This window comes from Pelotomaculum sp. FP, assembly GCF_004369245.1.
Lineage (GTDB): Bacteria > Bacillota > Desulfotomaculia > Desulfotomaculales > Pelotomaculaceae > Pelotomaculum_C > Pelotomaculum_C schinkii.
This window is the reverse complement of sequence record NZ_QFGB01000016.1, coordinates 13,323-28,727: the sequence shown is the minus strand read 5'-3', so window position 1 is coordinate 28,727 and position 15,405 is coordinate 13,323. Positions and strand designations below refer to the sequence as shown.

Sequence of the window (15,405 nt, the reverse complement as noted above, 5' to 3'; positions counted from 1 at the left end):
TAAAGATTTATTTCAGGGCATCCTTAGCTTCTGAGTTTTTGCAGCCTTTCCTCCGGTTTAATGATGTTGGTGAGCCGTACTCCAAAGTTTTCATTTACAACCACCACTTCCCCCATCGCCACCAGGGTACCGTTTATCAGCACTTCCACCGGCTCGTCCACAAGGCTTTGCAGTTCAACCACAGATCCGGGCGTTAACTCCAGTATATCTTTAATCGGCCATCTGGTCCGGCCCAGGAGGACCGTAACTTTCAAAGGGATATCGAGAATCAGCCCCAAACGCTGCTGATCAAGACCGGATTGAGTCGCCGCAGGCCTTCTTGCCGCAGGCGGCCTGGCGCTGGAGGTTTCAATACGGGCCTGCTGTTCCGGAAGAGATGACTGGTTTGCAGCCTGCGCGTGCGGCTCTTCTTGAATAGGTAAACATTCTTCCCCTTCCGCTATTAACAACTGGCCCAGAATTAAACCGGCTTCTTCCCTGGCTGTATCCATATCCATTACCTGCATGATCTGGGTATCAAGGACGCTGCCGACGGTCATTTTGAACCAAACAACCACCACCTGGCCTTGCTCCAGAGATGTTAATTCCTCGGGGGTATGATAAATTTTTGTTACGGGGGGAGATATGTTTACCGTACGGCTAAACAGCGTAGCCATAGCCGTAGATGCGGCCCCGATCATCTGGTTCATGGCTTCGGAAGCCGCGCTGATGCCAATTTCAGTAAGCTCATCAGAAGTGCTTATACCGTCGCCTCCCATCATCAAGTCGGCCAGGACAGCGGCGTCTTGTACTCTCATGATCAAAAGATTATAACCGGAAATTCCTTCTATAAAACGCACGCGTATGGACATATGAGGAGTAACGAAACTGTTGAAAAGCTCTTCCATGGTGGTGATCGTCACCCTTGGGCTGGTTATGTTTACCGGCTGGTTGAGCAGCATGGACAGGGTGGTTGACGAAGAACCCATACATATGTTGCCGACCTCCCCCAGGGCGTCTTTTTCTTCGTCTGTTAATAACGACAGCCCCATAGCTGACTGTTCCGTTATCAATACCGCCCCATTTGCTTGAGCAGCATTTTGCTCTCCGGTAGAATCCACCCCGGCAGACTCCAGTGGTTCATGTTTTTCATGTTCCACATATTTTTCCGGATGGTCAGATTCCGGCTCCTGACCGTTCAGGAGCGCATCTATTTCTTCCTGTTTCAGAAGCTTGTTAGTCATCTTGCTCACCTCCCGACGTCAACGCGGTAATTTGTACGGCGAGCTGGTTCCCCAGCGTACCTGGCTGCGCTTTAAATTTCAAGGATTCTCCTACATACAGGTCCATATCCTGATCTACCTTACTGTTCAGAAGCAACACGTCACCTTCCTGCAACTGTAAAAAATCATGAACGGTTATCTGGGTTTGTCCGGTCAAAACCGTCAGTTCTATCATTGGAAAGCCGAGCCAGTATTGTAGTCTTTTTGTTTCCTGAATACTAATATCAGTAGTGTCGGGTTTAAAGCTTTTGTGATAAGCCAGTTGGGAGACTACAGGAACCAATAAAGGAAAGGGCAGACAAAAGTTGATAAACCCTTTGGTCGCGTCGCCTACCTGGGTAGTCAGGGTGATCAAGGCCACAATTTCATTAAAAGATAATATCTGGTGCAGGTGAGGATTGGTCTCCACAGAAGTAATAACCGGCTTGACCTGAATAATGTCCTTCCAGGCCATGGACAGGTTTTCCAAGACCTTTTCGGCCAGATTGCGCGCCACAGCCAGTTCGATGTCGGTAAACTCCCGGACTGAACCCGGGGCTTCCCCTTTCCCCCCGAAGAACAGGTCGATCATGGGGAAAAGAAACATAGGATCAAACTGCACAATGGCCGTACCCTTTAAAGGCTCCAAGGAAAAAACCGTAAGGACCGCCGGACTTGGTATTGAACCAATAAAATCTTCATAAGTCATTTGATCCACAGAAGCAACCTCAACCTGAATGTTGTTCCTCAGATATCCGGTTAAAAAGTTCGACAGGATACGTGCGAAGACACCATGCAAGGCCTGGAGGGTACGCAGCTGTTCCTTGGAAAATTTATTCGGGCGCCGGAAATCATAGTTTTTATAATTAACCTGTTGTGCGGTTCCTTTAAGTTCTTCAATCTTAACTTCGCCCGTGGACAACGCATTGAGCAAATCGTCTATTTCGTTTTGAGATAGGACATCCATGATTTAATCATCCCAGCCTAGTTATACAATTATTTTTTTTATTGGCCTGCTCTGGCCAGGACTCTCTCGATAGCCTGAAGAATGCGGTCCTGCTGGAAGGGCTTAACGATAAAATCTTTTGCCCCCGCCTGAATAGCATCCATTACCATGGCCTGTTGGCCCATAGCGCTGCACATGATTATGTTGGCGGCAGGGTCAAACTGGAGGATGGCCTTCACACCCTCAATGCCGCTCATCTCAGGCATGGTGATATCCATAGTCACCAGGTCGGGTTTGTGCTCCTTATATAATTCCAAAGCAGCCTGCCCGTTCTCAGCCTCACCTACCACTTCATAGCCATTTTTCGTGACGATATTTTTAATCATCATTCTCATAAATGCAGCATCATCTACAATCAGGATTCTCTTACCCAACGTTATGCTACCTCCGTTTCTATCTTAGCATTATGCAGGTATACCCAATGCTTCGAAAAGCCTGTTTAGCGCGCCGGTTTCCGGCAACAGGAAAAAGTGCCCTTTAATCTGGTCATTGTTCTGCAAAAAAATTGTTTCGATTAAAAGCACTTGCTCATCCCAGTGACCGCTGGCTACAAGAGAAGCGCTTAAGATCGCCCCCATCATATCAAAAGCAAACAACGGCACGGAAGTTTGCATGGTCAAGCCGGTCATACTACCGAGGGCGTTCATAAATGAGCCGGTCAAAATGTTGCCGATTTCCATTATAACCGACTGGCCCAAAGCGTTCAGTTCCCCGGTAGTGCCTATCTCCTGCCCGAGCAACATGTCCACCAGCTTATAGACGCTTTTTTCTGCAAAAATATACATAACTGTTCCGGCAACATCACCGTCAAAACTGAGGTTGACACAGGCAACAACTTCCTCCAGCCCGCCTACCAGAGGAAATACCTGTTCCATCTCCAAAAAAGTGGCATGAGGCACAGCTATATTAACTTTTTTTTTCAGTAATTCGGCCAGGGCTGTGGCAGCGTTACCCAAACCGATATTACTGATTTCCTGAAGAACATCCAAATGGGAGTATGACATTTCTATGCGTTCACTCATTTTTCTTCCCTTCTTCGGATCTTGATGATCTTTAAATCACCTTTAATTGGCTACCCGCCGTCCGAATAAAAACCTGTCCGCTGACCGTATCCAGGATCATGGTCCTGCCCCTGTTGCCGCCCAATTCCGCGGCCAATATTTTAATCCCAAGCTTTTTTAATGTCTGCCTGGCCATAGTAGCATTTCGCATGCCTATATTGAGCTCAAACTTTTCATTTGAACCGGAAAACATCTGGGCCCCGCCGGCCAGCTTAGCCTGCAGGTTGGCGCTCCTTGCCCCATAACGCCTGATCTCACTTAAAAGCAGGGGGATGCCCAGATCGGCAAACTTGGCCGGTTTGGTAACATTGTTGAACTGGGTACTGTCAGGAAGCATAATATGTATTAGCCCTCCCACCCTGGTAAAAGGGTCATAAAGGCTGACCCCGACACAGGAACCAAGGCTAAAGGTAATCAAACGGTCAGGATGCCCGGCCACTTTCAGTTCAGCGATACCAACCTGAATTTCGGTAACAAGCACAGCCTGGCTTACCTGGTTTTCCCGTGCCGGCGATAACTGCATGCAAATCACCTTACTTCCGTAAACTATTGGCCATACTCCACATCTCATCAGCCGTGCGCACAATACGGGTATTGAACCCATAGGCGCGCTGGGCTTCAATCAGGTTAGTCATTTCCTCAACCAGGTCGACGTTGCCCTTTTCCAGGCAGCCTTGCCTGACTATACCGACTCCCCCCGTACCGGGATCTCCCGCAACAACTTCCGCTGCAGGCCCGTTGAAGGAATAAAGGTTCTCACCCGCCGCTTGAAGTCCCGCCGCGTTGGTAAACTGGTACAACTGGATTTGCCCCTCCACAGTGATGGTCTCATCGTGGTTGACAACACTTACCGTTCCATCTCGAGCCACATTTATTTTACTTGAACCTGGCGTCATCTGAATTCCTTCCAGGATATAACCGGCGGATGTAACGATATTCCCTTCCGGGTCAAGGGTAAAACTACCACCCCGGGTATATCGCTCTTCCCCGTCAGGCAGAAGCACTTTAAAAAACCCTTCACCCTGAATTGCCAAATCTGTTGAAGCTCCGGTTTCAATCATATTTCCCTGTTCATAAATCCTCGTCACCTCCGCTACGTGTACACCGCTTCCCAGCGCAAGCCGGTTATCGCCGGCAGTTGCCGGGATGCCGGAGTTCAATAAATCCTGGCTGACCAGTTCGAAAAAATCGGGGCTGCTTTTTTTAAAGCCCGGGGTATTGATGTTAGCAAGATTATTGGCCGAAATATCAACCTTTATTTGCTGGGCGTTAAGTCCGGAAGCGCCGCTTCCGAGGGCTCTTAACACATTCATCACCTCTGTTGGGTTGCAAGTTTTTCATCATAAACGAGGGCATTCCTTTTGTACCCGCTTAGCCTACGGATGCATTTGAGTAAGATGAAATTACTGTTACCTGAGACTTCCCACCTGGTTTACCGTCTTGGACAACTGTTCGTCATAGGCCTGAATTAACCGTTGGTTAGCCTCGTAGGAACGCATTACCGAAACCAGGCCCACCATCTCGTCAACAACGTTAACATTGGACCTCTCCAGGAAACCCTGGCCAACCGTAGTCAAGGAAGCCTGTCTGCCGCCCGTTCCCTCGACGTCGACAAATATACCGCCGGCTTCTTTGCGCAGTACGTTCACATCGTCAAATTCAACCAGCCTTAACTTATCCACTGCCGCGCCGCCGGCCTCAATTGTTCCATCGGGGGCGACGTTAAACCCGGTGTCTTCCACCCTTATGGCGCCACCCTCGCCCAGCACGCGGTATCCTCCAACGGCCAGATAGCCCTCCTGGTCTACCTTGAATGCCCCGTTGCGGGTATAACAAACCCTCCCGGGATCTTCTGCGGCAGGCGCGTTAACCGCAAAAAACCCAGGCCCCTTGAGTACCATGTCGGTTGCCTTGCCGGTTTCTTGAACCGCCCCCGGCGCATGGTCGATGGGGACCCCGGTCACCAGGACGCCCATTCCAGCGGAGCCAATCTCTTGAGGCGCATCGAGCGCCATTGCCCCAACTTGACGTTTTGGTCCGCCCTGTTGGATCAGAAGGACCTCCGGGAAGCTCTGCACCTGTATATTTTCCGCTTTAAAACCCGGCGTGGCGCTATTGGTCAGATTATTGGAGATACTTTCAACTTTCGCCTGCTGTACATCCATCCCAGACGCGGCGCAATACAAACCTCTGATCACTTTGCAATCCCCTTTCAACATCATTAAGAGCTGTTATACTGCAAACATCCTTAAGTTCTTTGTTTTACCGGTTTACATTTAACAGTTGTTTCAACCTGCTCCAACTTATCTCTGAGCCTCTTCAAAGCCCTGGTATGGATCTGGCAAACCCGTGACTCCGATACCTCCAGTACTTTGCCGATTTCCTTTAAGGTTAATCCTTCCTGATAATAAAGTGACAGCACCGTAAGATCTTTTTGCGGAAGTTCTGCGATAGCTTGCGCCAGCATTCGCCGACCCTCATCCCCCTCAATAATATCAAGGGGATCGGGACTCAACGGATCAGCGATGATGTCCCCCAGCTGCACCTTTTCTCCGCAGGCAACCGGCACAGTTTCATCAAGGGAGGAAATGGCAAGCAGGTTTGCCTGTCCTGCCAGTTTATGCAATTCGGATACCTTGATCCCCATTGCCGCAGCCAGAGTATCGTCGGTGACCTGATCGCCAAGTTCCTTTTGCAGCTTCTCCCTGGTGATGTTTAACTGCTGTATCTTCTGCCACATGGTGCGGGGAATCCAGTTTAACCTTCTTATTTCATCGATCATGGCGCCGCGGACTCTGCTGTACGCGTAAGCCTTAAAGCTGGCGCCCAAATCAGGATTGTACTTTTCCACCGCTTCCAAAAGGCCGAAGACGCCGTAACTCTCCAAATCCTCCTGGCTGATGTAAGAAGGTAGTTTTATGGCCAGCCGGCCGGCAAGATATTTGACCAGAGAGAGATGGGCCAGGACCAGCTCATGCTTGAGTTTCTCATCCCTGGAGCGGCGGTATTCCCGCCAAAGACTTTCCGCTGCAATCATATTGGAGCCCCTCTTCCCGCTAAGGAGGTTATATGTATTAACACTATCTGAGACGATTTTGTCCATACAATTTCGTTAGTATAAAGCGTACAACCAAATCCTGCTGCCTGCGGCTAATTTTCACAAACTCGACACCAACGTGATATAAGTTAACACTTTCAATTAGCGACGACCGCACTACCTTGCCCATAGCTTCCACCTCCTCTACATGATTACCAAACGGAAGGGTAAATTTTAAGAGCAACCCGGTATCGGACTTATACCCCTTTTTAAACAACAACCTGACCCCGCCACCACTTAAGTCAACACAGCTGCATGGCATAAAAACCGGCGCCTGCCCGTCCTCCGGGAGCTCGGCATAATACATTTCCAGAACAATTGGTATCCGAACAAAATCCCTTAATTGAATTCTTTTATACTCTGTTGGCAAAGCCAGCACATACAGTGGGATGTTGTCGTAGCGACGCCCCATTACCAATGTCTTAAACTCGAATCTTGACGCTTCTGAAATCAATAATACTTTGGCCGCATCTCCTTCATGCAAAATCAGAGGGTTTGGTCCCTGCGTCGGGATCGAGATACAGAAATTCTTGTTATCCCGATCTTGCACACTGGAAACATACCAATCATCTTGACCATCGGGACAGAGGGACAGGTTCCTTGTCCCACTTTCTGCTCGGGTAACCCAGATGACCTGGTTTACCTGAATCTCAAACTCTACTGCCAATGTCACCCTCCTAGCCAAATAAAGCCATTAATTTGCCCCAGAACCCTTCCATTTGCGATGGCCGGGCCGTATTAGTAAGCAGTTCCGCAATTCCAGTCACACTCCGGGAAGCCAGTGAGTTGGGATCGGTTAAGAAAAAGGGCTGCTGCTTTTTGATCGCCTGGGAAACCAGTTTGTCTTCCGGGATCCAACCCAGGCTGTTTATTCTTATATTCAGAAACCGTTCGGCGGTAATAAGAAGCCTATCCATGGTACGCTCGGCCTCCCGCCTGTCGGATGAACGATTTACCACCACGTGGACTTTTGAATGCACCTTAAAATTGGCCAGTACTTTAATCAGGGCATAAGCGTCAGTTAATGATGTGGGTTCCGGGGTAAGCACGATGATTACTTCCCCGGCCGCTGCTACAAACCCAAGGACATTTTTATTGATACCGGCGCCGGTATCAATAAGGACGAAATCATCCCGGCTGCTGAACTGATTCAACATTCTTATCAGCCGCTGGCGGCGGTTCTGGTCCAGGTTGGCCAATTCCAAAAACCCGGACCCGCCGGATATAATGTTAAGGCCCCAGGGACCCTGCATAATTATTTCTTCCAGAGTCTTATCCCCATAAAGCACATCATAAAGGCTGTAGGGGGGCGCCAACCCCAGCATTACTTCAACATTGGCCATACCAAGATCCGCGTCAAAAAGGGTAGCACGGCAGCCCATTTTAGCCAGGCAGAGGGCTAAATTAACCGAGAGGCTGGTTTTGCCCACCCCGCCTTTACCGCTTGACACAGCAATAGCCCTGGGCGCCGCTGAGAACTGTTCCTTTATTTTAAACGTCTCCCGGTAAAACTTCTGATCTGTTCTAGATGGCCATAATCTCATCGGGGTCAACTCCCCTCAACAATAATTTGGCCATTTTTTTCGGTCCGGCTTCAATGATATCATCAGGTACGACCTGCCCATTGGCCAGGTAGGCTACAGGTACTCCCAGAGTGCAAATAAGATTGATAATCGGGCCGAATGTTTCAGTTTCATCGATTTTTGTAAAAATCAACTTGGAGTAACCGGTTACCTGAAATTCACAGGCTATTTTATTAAGATCTTGGCTTTTAGTAGCTGAACTCAACACCAGGAAAATATCCTGTTTCTCTTCAACAGCGTCCAGATATGCTTTTAGTTCCAGTAACTTCCCTACATTGCGGGCTGCTCGCCCGACAGTATCAATAAATATGTAATCTTTGTCGCTATGGCTTTCCAAAACTTTGGCCAATTCGGTCGGGGTCATTACCACGTCCACCGGAATGCCCAGGAAATCTCCATAAGCATTGAGCTGCTCCACAGCGCCAATCCGGTACGCGTTGACCGTCACCAGGGCAATTTTTTTATGGTCGTTCAAGCTGAACCTGGTTGCCAGTTTGGCCAGGGTTGTCGTCTTCCCCACCCCGGCTGGACCTATGAAAGTCATCACCCTGGCAGATTCCCTGGTACGATAGGCAGGCGCAAGAAGATTGGCAATTTGTTTATATAGATTCATGTGCAAATCATGGTAATCAGTATCTGGTAAATGACGCTCATTCTCTAGAAGGCGCTCAACAATGTTTTCCTGCACATCCATGTCCAGAAGCGTTTTACGCCACCTGTGGACAGAATCGACAAACAAATCTGCTCCTAAATGATTGCTGACCATCGTGTCAAAAAGACCCCCTGTTTCTCTTTCCCGCCGGTTACCGGCCTCTTCAATGAATAAGCTTTCAGTTGGCGGGCCGGTGGTTACTCCTTCTTGTTGTGCATGCAAAAGCTCTTTACCCGCTAAGCCTGCTCCTTGTTCACTAGTGGCCAGGTACAAAGTCCTGACACGGGAGGAGTTATGCGCAGGTTCACCGGCAAGGAGTGTTCCGGCCTGAGCTTTTGACGGACCGATTTGTTCATGAACGATATTCCTGGTTTCACCGTCTTGTGGAACTGGGGGGACATCCATGTTTAATTTAATTTCTGGTTTTTCGTCCAGCGCCGCAGTCACTTCCAACAGCCGTGGTGAAAAAAATCCCAGAAACCCTTTAGCCGAAACCTTATAACTACTCACAATTAAGGCATCGGGACCCAGATCCTCCTTAATCAACTTGATGGCCTCCTGCATTTCCCTGACAACATAACGTTTAATTTTCAATTGATTATCACCGTCCCAACAACCTCAACTTCAATATTTGGAGTAATCTCATTTAGAGAGAGCACCGCCAGGTTTGGTAAATATTTTTCCGTAAACCTTCTGAAAGGCAGTCTCACCCTCGATGAACAAAGGACCAACGGGGGGAGACTCCGCAGAGTGAGGCTTTCTAATGATTCCTTTAACTTATTTAAAACCTGCCTGGCCACCTGTGGTTCCAGGACAGGATAGGAACCAAGCTGGGTCTGCTCAATGGAATCAGCCAGGGTCTGCTCCAGTTTTGGGTGCAGGGTGATCACCGAGATTTTTGCATCAACTCCGGCGTATTGACGGCAAATGGTCCTGCCCAGAGCCTGCCGCGCACATTCCGTAAGGTAATCGGTATCTTTACTTGTCCTTGCCCCGTCAGCCAGGGCTTCCAGGATACCGGCCAGATCCCTGATAGAGACTCTTTCCCTGAGCAGGTTCTGTAGAACCCTTTGCACTTCACCCATGCTTAGCAGGTCCGGAACCAGCTCGTCCACCACCACCGGGTTATTTTCTTTAACCATATCCAGCAGCTCTTTAACTTCCTGCCTGCCCAACAGTTCATGAGCGTTTGTTTTTATGATTTCAGTCAAATGAGTTACCAGCACTGTGGAACAATCCACCACGGTACAGCCTGCCGACTCTGCTCGATCCCGCTCACCTGCGCTCACCCACCAGGCGGGAAGGCCAAATGTCGGTTCGGTGGTCGGCATACCATTGATATCTATTTCCTGGCCCAACGGATCCATGGCCAGGAAATGGCCCGGCAGCAATTCACCGGAAGCTATCTCAATTCCACGAAGCTTAATCGAATAAGTGCCGGGGTTTAGTTGGAGGTTATCCCGGATGTGAATCGGCCGGACGTAAATACCCATTTCCCCGGCACACTGCCGCCTGACGGCGGCCAGGCGCTGCAGCAGGTCGCCGCCCCGGCCCTCATCGGTTAGGGGAATCAAGTTATAGCCTATCTCGATTTCAAGGGTATCCACCTGAAAATAGGTGAAGACATTTTCCGGTTCCTTGTTTTGCGCCTGGACCTGCCGGGCGGCGATTCGTTCCTGCTCTCTGGCTGTCTTTTTCTTCTCCTCCTGAATCATGCTGTAAGCGGTATATCCGATGATCCCGGACAGGGAAAGAAACAGTAAATTCGGCATGGCCGGGATCAGCCCGAGGATAAAAAGGATGGCCGCGGCCAATATAAACACATTGGGAAACCTGAACAACTGGCCGGAGAGCTCCTTGCCAAAACTGTAATCGGAAGTGGACCTGGTAACCAAAATGCCTGTCGCGGTTGAAATCAGAAGCGCCGGGATCTGGGTAACCAGGCCGTCTCCGATGGTCAGCAGCGTATAGGTTTGCACCGCCTGAAGCATCGACATATTATGCTGGGCTACACCGATGACAAATCCCCCGAGAATATTGATCATGATAATAATGATCCCGGCTATGGCGTCGCCCCGGACAAACTTACTGGCGCCGTCCATAGCCCCGTAAAAATCAGCTTCCCGCTGTATCTGTTTCCGCCGGTCGCGGGCCTGGGACTCATTAATCAAACCGGCGTTAAACTCCGCGTCAATGCTCATCTGTTTGCCGGGCATAGCGTCCAGGGTAAACCTGGCGGCCACCTCCGCCACTCTCCCGGCGCCGTTGGTGATAACCACGAACTGGATGATGGTGATAATGACGAATACCACCATACCGACCACATAGCTGCCGCCGACTACGAACTGACCGAAAGCCTCGATCACCTTACCGGCTGCTGCGTTGCCCAGGATCAGCCGGGTGGAGGAGATGTTCAGCGCCAGGCGGAACAGGGTGGTTATCAGTAAAAGCGTCGGGAACGCCGAAAATTGCAGGGGCTCAACGGTGAACATGGTGATCAAAAGGATCATCAACCCAAGGGTCATGCTGGAAACAAGCAGCAAGTCCAGAAATCCGGGCGAAAGCGGGATGATGATCAAAAGGACGATACCGATGATCAGACCTACAACAATCAGGTCGCTGCTTTTTTTTAAATAGATCCTGGCCGTTTCGGACAGGGAAGCGGAAGGAGCCATAACAAAACCTCCGATATTGGTCGTAAGTCGTTAGTCGTTGGCCGTAGGTATCCGGGCATTTCTTTAGATTTTTTCAATCCCAAACTCTTCCCTTTTCCAACCACCAACCACTAACTACCAACCACCAACCACCAACCACTAAATTGCACGGTAGTGTTCTTTTGCCTTCAGCCGGTAGACCATCGCCAGGATTTGCGCCACTGCCTGATAAATCTCCAGGGGGATTTCCTGGTCGACATCAACGTTTTTGTATAGAAAACGCGCCAGCTCTTTGTTTTCCATCACCGGAACCTTATTTTCCCGGGCGATTTTCCTGATCTGCTCGGCCAACCGGCCGGCGCCTTTAGCTACCACCCTGGGCGCGGACATCTCACCCTGCCTGTAGAGCAGGGCAACGGCCAGGTGAGTCGGATTGGTTACCACCACGGTTGACTGGGGCACTTCACTGATAATCCTGTTCAAGGACATGCTGCGGCGCATCTCACGCTGTCTGAACTTGATCTGCTGGTCGCCTTCGGTTTGCCTGAATTCTTCCTTTACCTCTTGTTTGCTCATCTTCAAACTCTTCCTATAATCGTAACGCTGGTACATATAATCAAACAAAGACAGGGCCAGATAGGCCAGCGCCCCCCACCAGGCCACCGTCAGAATAAAACCGATGATGGTCTGATAAATTCCTGCGGGAGGGCGGTTCAGCACCAGCAAAAGCTCCCCCAGGTTGGCCTTAATCAGAGAGTAAGTGATGCAGCCGATAATCCCGAACTTTAGAACAGACTTGACCAGCTCCACCAGACTCCGGGTGGAAAACATACGCTGCAGGCCTGGCATGGGGTTTAAATGCGCCGCCTTTGGCTTGAGCACCTCGGGAGAAAATAAGAATCCCACCTGGACCAGGCTGGAGGCAATAACCACCAGTAAGGACACCCCGAAAAAAGGCGCCAGAAGCTTCAAGGAAAACGTTGCCGCGTTATTTAGAAGCGATACCGGGCTTTTTTCATAAAAATGAATATGTGCCACATCACTGAAATACCCGGCCAGGTAGCGCTGCAGGTCTAAAATAAACTGACCCTTAATCGCGTACACCAGCGCCACCATAGCCATCAGGCACAAGGCGCCGGTCAAGTCGGGGCTCCTCGATACCTGCCCTTTTTGGCGCGCTTCTTTGATCCGCCGCGGTGTTGCCTGTTCCGTTCTTTCCTGTGCGCTATCGGCCACTTATACCAGCTCTCTCATCAGCAAATACAGATCTCTTTCAATGGCGTTCATTATGGCATGGATCACGGTCCCCAATAGCGGAATTAAAAAACTCAAAGTTAACAGGCCAACGGCTATTTTGATGGGGAATCCGGTTAAAAAGACATTTATCTGCGGAGTAGTACGGGTCAAAAAGCCCAGGCCCAGATCGGCAATCAGCAATACGGCCAAAACCGGCGCGCTGACCTGCAAGGCGGTGGTAAAAGCACCGGAAAATATTTGCAGGAGGATGTAGGCTGCGCCACCGCTAAATCCCGCGGCGCTTAAGGGTACCAGTTCGTAGCTTTTGACCAGGGCTAGAATCAGGGTATAATGCCCGTCCAACATTAGAAAAAATACCAGCGACAGCAGGTGGAGATATTGGGCCAGCAGCGTACTTGTCGCTCCGTTCGTAGGGTCAACTAAAGTTGCCATGGCATAGCCAATCTGCAAATCTATGAACTGCCCGGCCATCCTGATGCTGTTTAGAACCATGGTAACGGCCGTACCAAGAAGCAGACCGACTCCGGTTTCACTGATTACCGCTAACCCAAAGCCCCAACTATCTTCGGGCAGGGGGGTGTTTAATTCCACCATTGGGAAAACCACTGTAGCCAGGGCCAGAGAAAATCCCACTTTTGCAAGCGGCGGTATACCCTTAATCGCGTACAGCGGGCCTGACATCATAAAGGCGGCCGCTCTTAAAAAAACTAATAAGAAAGCGGTAAACTGGCCTAAATCGGGCACCGTTTAAATCCCCCGTTAACGAACAATATTCGGGATTTGGGCGAAGATGTTGTTCGTAAAGTTTATCGCAATGTTAAGCATCCAGGCTCCCAGCACCAGCAACACAATAAAAACACCTACGATTTTCGGCGCCATGTTCAACATCTGATCCTGGATCTGAGTAGTTGCCTGCAGGACGCTAATCACCAGGCCGATTAGCAGCGCCGTAGCCATCACCGGGCCGGCCAGGCTCAAAGTCAGCAAAAGGGCTTCACGGGCCAGGTGGATCACGAAAGTCTGGGTCAACCATCTACCCCCCATTCAGCGCAGCCTATAGCCTGCATTAAGCTTTTCGCTCCGTAGTAGTTACCCACGCCGCCGGCGGCGCAGCGTATCATGAAAATATCATTTTTTGGATTCGCTCCGTGGAACAGCCGTACAGCTGTTTTCAGAGCAGGAAGCAAAAGAACCGTCCCCCTGCTTCCGGAAGCAAAAGAACCGTCCCCCTGCTTCCATATCAAAAACTGCTATTTAAAGCTTTCCATCAGGGATTTAACCACCAGATACCAGCCATCCACCATCACAAAGAGCAGCAGTTTAAAGGGCAGGGCGATCATCACCGGCGGAAGCATAAACATACCCATGGACATCAAGATACTGGCTACTACCATGTCAATAACCAGAAAGGGTATAAAAATCAAGAACCCTATTTCAAAAGCAGTCTTGAGTTCACTAATAACAAACGAAGGTATTACCACATGCAGAGGAACATCTTCAGGTCTCTCGGGCTTTTCCATCCCGGACAGATTGATAAACAGCCCCAGGTCTTTTTCCCTGGTTTGCCGCAGCATGAAGTCACGCAACGGCCCTGCTCCCAGTTCCTCAGCTTCCTGCTGGCTGATCTGGTTATGTAAATAGGGCTCAATAGCCTGCTCGTTGATCTGCTTAAATGTAGGCGCCATACAAAAAAAGGTAAGAAAGAGGGCCAGCCCCACAATAATCTGGTTGGCTGGAGCCATTTGTACCCCCAGGGCGCTGCGCAGCAGTGACAACACAATGATAATTCTGGTGAAAGAAGTCATCATGACCAGAATAGCAGGGGCAAGGGACAACAGGGTCAACAATACCAGGAGTTTAACGCCGTCAACCACCTGCTCGGGACTGTCGGAAGGGTAAATATTCAGATCCACAGCAGGCAGGGGCGCTGCCACAGCTTCCCGGCTCCATATCAATATTAGAATGAATGTCAACAAAATCACCGGGAATTTAACTTTCAATTTTTTACTCCCTATTCCCTGAGCTTTTTCCGGCAGCCAATTTTGCCGATAAAAAATCTTTAAACTTATGCAGCCGATGCCGGCACTTCTCTTTGAAGAAGCCAGGCAGCTCTCCTGTGATACCTGCTCCCACGGGTTTCCGAAGCCGGTCCAACTCTCTAAGGGTCCGTGGCCTCAACTCTACAATATCGCCAATTATTGTTTCTTCCGGCTCCTTGATTTCATCCAGTTCTTTAACCAGGCTGACGGAATTGTCCTGGTGCGCCAGGAGGTAATATTTACCTCCCAGCGAAACCAGGCTCAAGGATGTCTTTGGCCCCAGTGGAAGCTGTTCCACCAGTTTCATCCGCCGGTTTCCGGTTGTCACCATATAACGCCGGGCCAGGCCGTATTTCAAAACCAGATAGGCTATGCCGAGGATAAGGGGTAAGGCCACCAGCAAGCGCACAACCGCCCCGATCAAATCGCCGTTCATAACAGCCCCTCTGTGAGCTTTAAATTATGCGTCCGGTTTATGGCGCTGATACGCACGCCAAAGTTATCGTTGACGATAACCACCTCTCCCTTGGCAAAGCGCTGCTGGTTCATGATTACTTCAACGGCGCCGCCTACAGGCTTGTCCAGCTTAATCACAGAACCCTCGCTCAGGGCGAGCACTTCTCTGACTTTTTGCTCCGCCTGGCCAAGTTCGACACTGATCTCAACATAGACGTCCGCCAGGTGAGACATGCCGGTTTTGACATTGTCCATTCCTTTAACCGGCTGCAGGGAGGGAAACTGCACTTTTTTAATATCGGCCTCGCCGTTGTTGCCGTCAGCCAGAAAAGATTTGATTTCTTCTTCCGTCAAAAAAA

Annotated in this window: 19 protein-coding genes; all 19 read right to left on the bottom strand. The window is 49.9% G+C overall.

Annotation, left to right across the window (positions count from 1 at the left end; genetic code table 11):
* Positions 1 to 23: 23 nt before the first annotated feature.
* Positions 24 to 1,223, bottom strand: coding sequence for a flagellar motor switch phosphatase FliY (gene fliY, locus Psfp_RS08530; RefSeq protein ID WP_134218118.1), 1,200 nt, complete (start codon positions 1,221 to 1,223; stop codon positions 24 to 26).
* Positions 1,216 to 2,208, bottom strand: a complete 993-nt coding sequence (gene fliM / locus Psfp_RS08525) for a flagellar motor switch protein FliM (protein ID WP_134218117.1) — start codon at positions 2,206 to 2,208, stop codon at positions 1,216 to 1,218. The genes fliY and fliM overlap by 8 nt, the downstream gene beginning before the upstream one ends.
* Positions 2,209 to 2,246: 38 nt before the next feature.
* Positions 2,247 to 2,621 carry a response regulator gene (locus Psfp_RS08520; RefSeq protein ID WP_134218116.1) on the bottom strand — a complete coding sequence of 125 codons (375 nt, stop codon included), beginning with the start codon at positions 2,619 to 2,621 and terminating at the stop codon, positions 2,247 to 2,249.
* Positions 2,622 to 2,651: 30 nt separating this feature from the next.
* Complete coding sequence (locus tag Psfp_RS08515) at positions 2,652 to 3,269, bottom strand: chemotaxis protein CheC (RefSeq protein ID WP_134218115.1); 618 nt, start codon at positions 3,267 to 3,269, stop codon at positions 2,652 to 2,654.
* 31 nt (positions 3,270 to 3,300) lie between these two features.
* Positions 3,301 to 3,831 (bottom strand): chemotaxis protein CheD, encoded by a 531-nt coding sequence (locus tag Psfp_RS08510; RefSeq protein ID WP_134218114.1) that lies wholly within the window; start codon positions 3,829 to 3,831, stop codon positions 3,301 to 3,303.
* Positions 3,832 to 3,841: 10 nt separating this feature from the next.
* Positions 3,842 to 4,621 (bottom strand): flagellar basal-body rod protein FlgG, encoded by a 780-nt coding sequence (flgG, locus tag Psfp_RS08505; protein WP_134218113.1) that lies wholly within the window; start codon positions 4,619 to 4,621, stop codon positions 3,842 to 3,844.
* Between the two features lie 96 nt (positions 4,622 to 4,717).
* The gene (locus Psfp_RS08500) at positions 4,718 to 5,506 is read right to left on the bottom strand and encodes a flagellar hook-basal body complex protein (protein WP_134218112.1); all 789 of its coding nucleotides are present in this window, start codon (positions 5,504 to 5,506) and stop codon (positions 4,718 to 4,720) included.
* Positions 5,507 to 5,556: 50 nt separating this feature from the next.
* Positions 5,557 to 6,411: a FliA/WhiG family RNA polymerase sigma factor gene (locus Psfp_RS08495; protein WP_348981125.1), complete on the bottom strand. Its 855-nt coding sequence runs from the start codon at positions 6,409 to 6,411 to the stop codon at positions 5,557 to 5,559.
* Entirely contained in the window at positions 6,389 to 7,072 is a 684-nt protein-coding gene (locus Psfp_RS08490) for a flagellar brake domain-containing protein (RefSeq protein WP_192895334.1), read from the bottom strand. Before Psfp_RS08490 ends, Psfp_RS08495 begins: the two co-directional genes overlap by 23 nt.
* A 10-nt stretch (positions 7,073 to 7,082) precedes the next feature.
* The gene (locus tag Psfp_RS08485; protein WP_134218110.1) at positions 7,083 to 7,949 is read right to left on the bottom strand and encodes a MinD/ParA family protein; all 867 of its coding nucleotides are present in this window, start codon (positions 7,947 to 7,949) and stop codon (positions 7,083 to 7,085) included.
* Positions 7,930 to 9,234 (bottom strand): flagellar biosynthesis protein FlhF, encoded by a 1,305-nt coding sequence (gene flhF, locus Psfp_RS08480; RefSeq protein ID WP_134218109.1) that lies wholly within the window; start codon positions 9,232 to 9,234, stop codon positions 7,930 to 7,932. The genes Psfp_RS08485 and flhF overlap by 20 nt, the downstream gene beginning before the upstream one ends.
* A complete protein-coding gene (gene flhA, locus Psfp_RS08475; RefSeq protein WP_134218108.1) occupies positions 9,231 to 11,315 on the bottom strand; it encodes a flagellar biosynthesis protein FlhA in 2,085 nt (694 codons plus the stop codon). The genes flhF and flhA overlap by 4 nt, the downstream gene beginning before the upstream one ends.
* A 138-nt stretch (positions 11,316 to 11,453) precedes the next feature.
* Positions 11,454 to 12,530 (bottom strand): flagellar biosynthesis protein FlhB, encoded by a 1,077-nt coding sequence (flhB, locus tag Psfp_RS08470; protein WP_134218107.1) that lies wholly within the window; start codon positions 12,528 to 12,530, stop codon positions 11,454 to 11,456.
* Positions 12,531 to 13,295 (bottom strand): flagellar biosynthetic protein FliR, encoded by a 765-nt coding sequence (gene fliR / locus Psfp_RS08465; RefSeq protein WP_134218106.1) that lies wholly within the window; start codon positions 13,293 to 13,295, stop codon positions 12,531 to 12,533.
* A 15-nt stretch (positions 13,296 to 13,310) separates the two neighbouring features.
* A complete protein-coding gene (fliQ, locus tag Psfp_RS08460; protein ID WP_134218105.1) occupies positions 13,311 to 13,580 on the bottom strand; it encodes a flagellar biosynthesis protein FliQ in 270 nt (89 codons plus the stop codon).
* Positions 13,577 to 13,738, bottom strand: a complete 162-nt coding sequence (locus Psfp_RS21580; RefSeq protein ID WP_192895333.1) for a hypothetical protein — start codon at positions 13,736 to 13,738, stop codon at positions 13,577 to 13,579. Before Psfp_RS21580 ends, fliQ begins: the two co-directional genes overlap by 4 nt.
* Before the next feature lie 63 nt (positions 13,739 to 13,801).
* A complete protein-coding gene (fliP, locus tag Psfp_RS08455) occupies positions 13,802 to 14,551 on the bottom strand; it encodes a flagellar type III secretion system pore protein FliP (protein WP_348981124.1) in 750 nt (249 codons plus the stop codon).
* 4 nt (positions 14,552 to 14,555) lie between these two features.
* Entirely contained in the window at positions 14,556 to 15,026 is a 471-nt protein-coding gene (gene fliO, locus Psfp_RS08450) for a flagellar biosynthetic protein FliO (protein WP_134218104.1), read from the bottom strand.
* Positions 15,023 to 15,400 (bottom strand): flagellar motor switch protein FliN, encoded by a 378-nt coding sequence (gene fliN, locus Psfp_RS08445; protein WP_134218103.1) that lies wholly within the window; start codon positions 15,398 to 15,400, stop codon positions 15,023 to 15,025. The genes fliO and fliN overlap by 4 nt, the downstream gene beginning before the upstream one ends.
* Positions 15,401 to 15,405: the final 5 nt, after the last annotated feature.

What these genes read in the sequence shown, in the direction of transcription:
- fliY (WP_134218118.1), bottom strand. Translation starts at nt 1,223, where the DNA reads ATGACTAACAAGCTTCTGAAACAGGAAGAAATAGATGCGCTCCTGAAC.
- fliM (WP_134218117.1), bottom strand. Translation starts at nt 2,208, where the DNA reads ATGGATGTCCTATCTCAAAACGAAATAGACGATTTGCTCAATGCGTTG.
- Psfp_RS08515 (WP_134218115.1), bottom strand. Translation starts at nt 3,269, where the DNA reads ATGAGTGAACGCATAGAAATGTCATACTCCCATTTGGATGTTCTTCAG.
- Psfp_RS08510 (WP_134218114.1), bottom strand. Translation starts at nt 3,831, where the DNA reads ATGCAGTTATCGCCGGCACGGGAAAACCAGGTAAGCCAGGCTGTGCTT.
- flgG (WP_134218113.1), bottom strand. Translation starts at nt 4,621, where the DNA reads ATGAATGTGTTAAGAGCCCTCGGAAGCGGCGCTTCCGGACTTAACGCC.
- Psfp_RS08495 (WP_348981125.1), bottom strand. Translation starts at nt 6,411, where the DNA reads ATGGACAAAATCGTCTCAGATAGTGTTAATACATATAACCTCCTTAGC.
- Psfp_RS08485 (WP_134218110.1), bottom strand. Translation starts at nt 7,949, where the DNA reads ATGAGATTATGGCCATCTAGAACAGATCAGAAGTTTTACCGGGAGACG.
- flhA (WP_134218108.1), bottom strand. Translation starts at nt 11,315, where the DNA reads ATGGCTCCTTCCGCTTCCCTGTCCGAAACGGCCAGGATCTATTTAAAA.
- fliO (WP_134218104.1), bottom strand. Translation starts at nt 15,026, where the DNA reads ATGAACGGCGATTTGATCGGGGCGGTTGTGCGCTTGCTGGTGGCCTTA.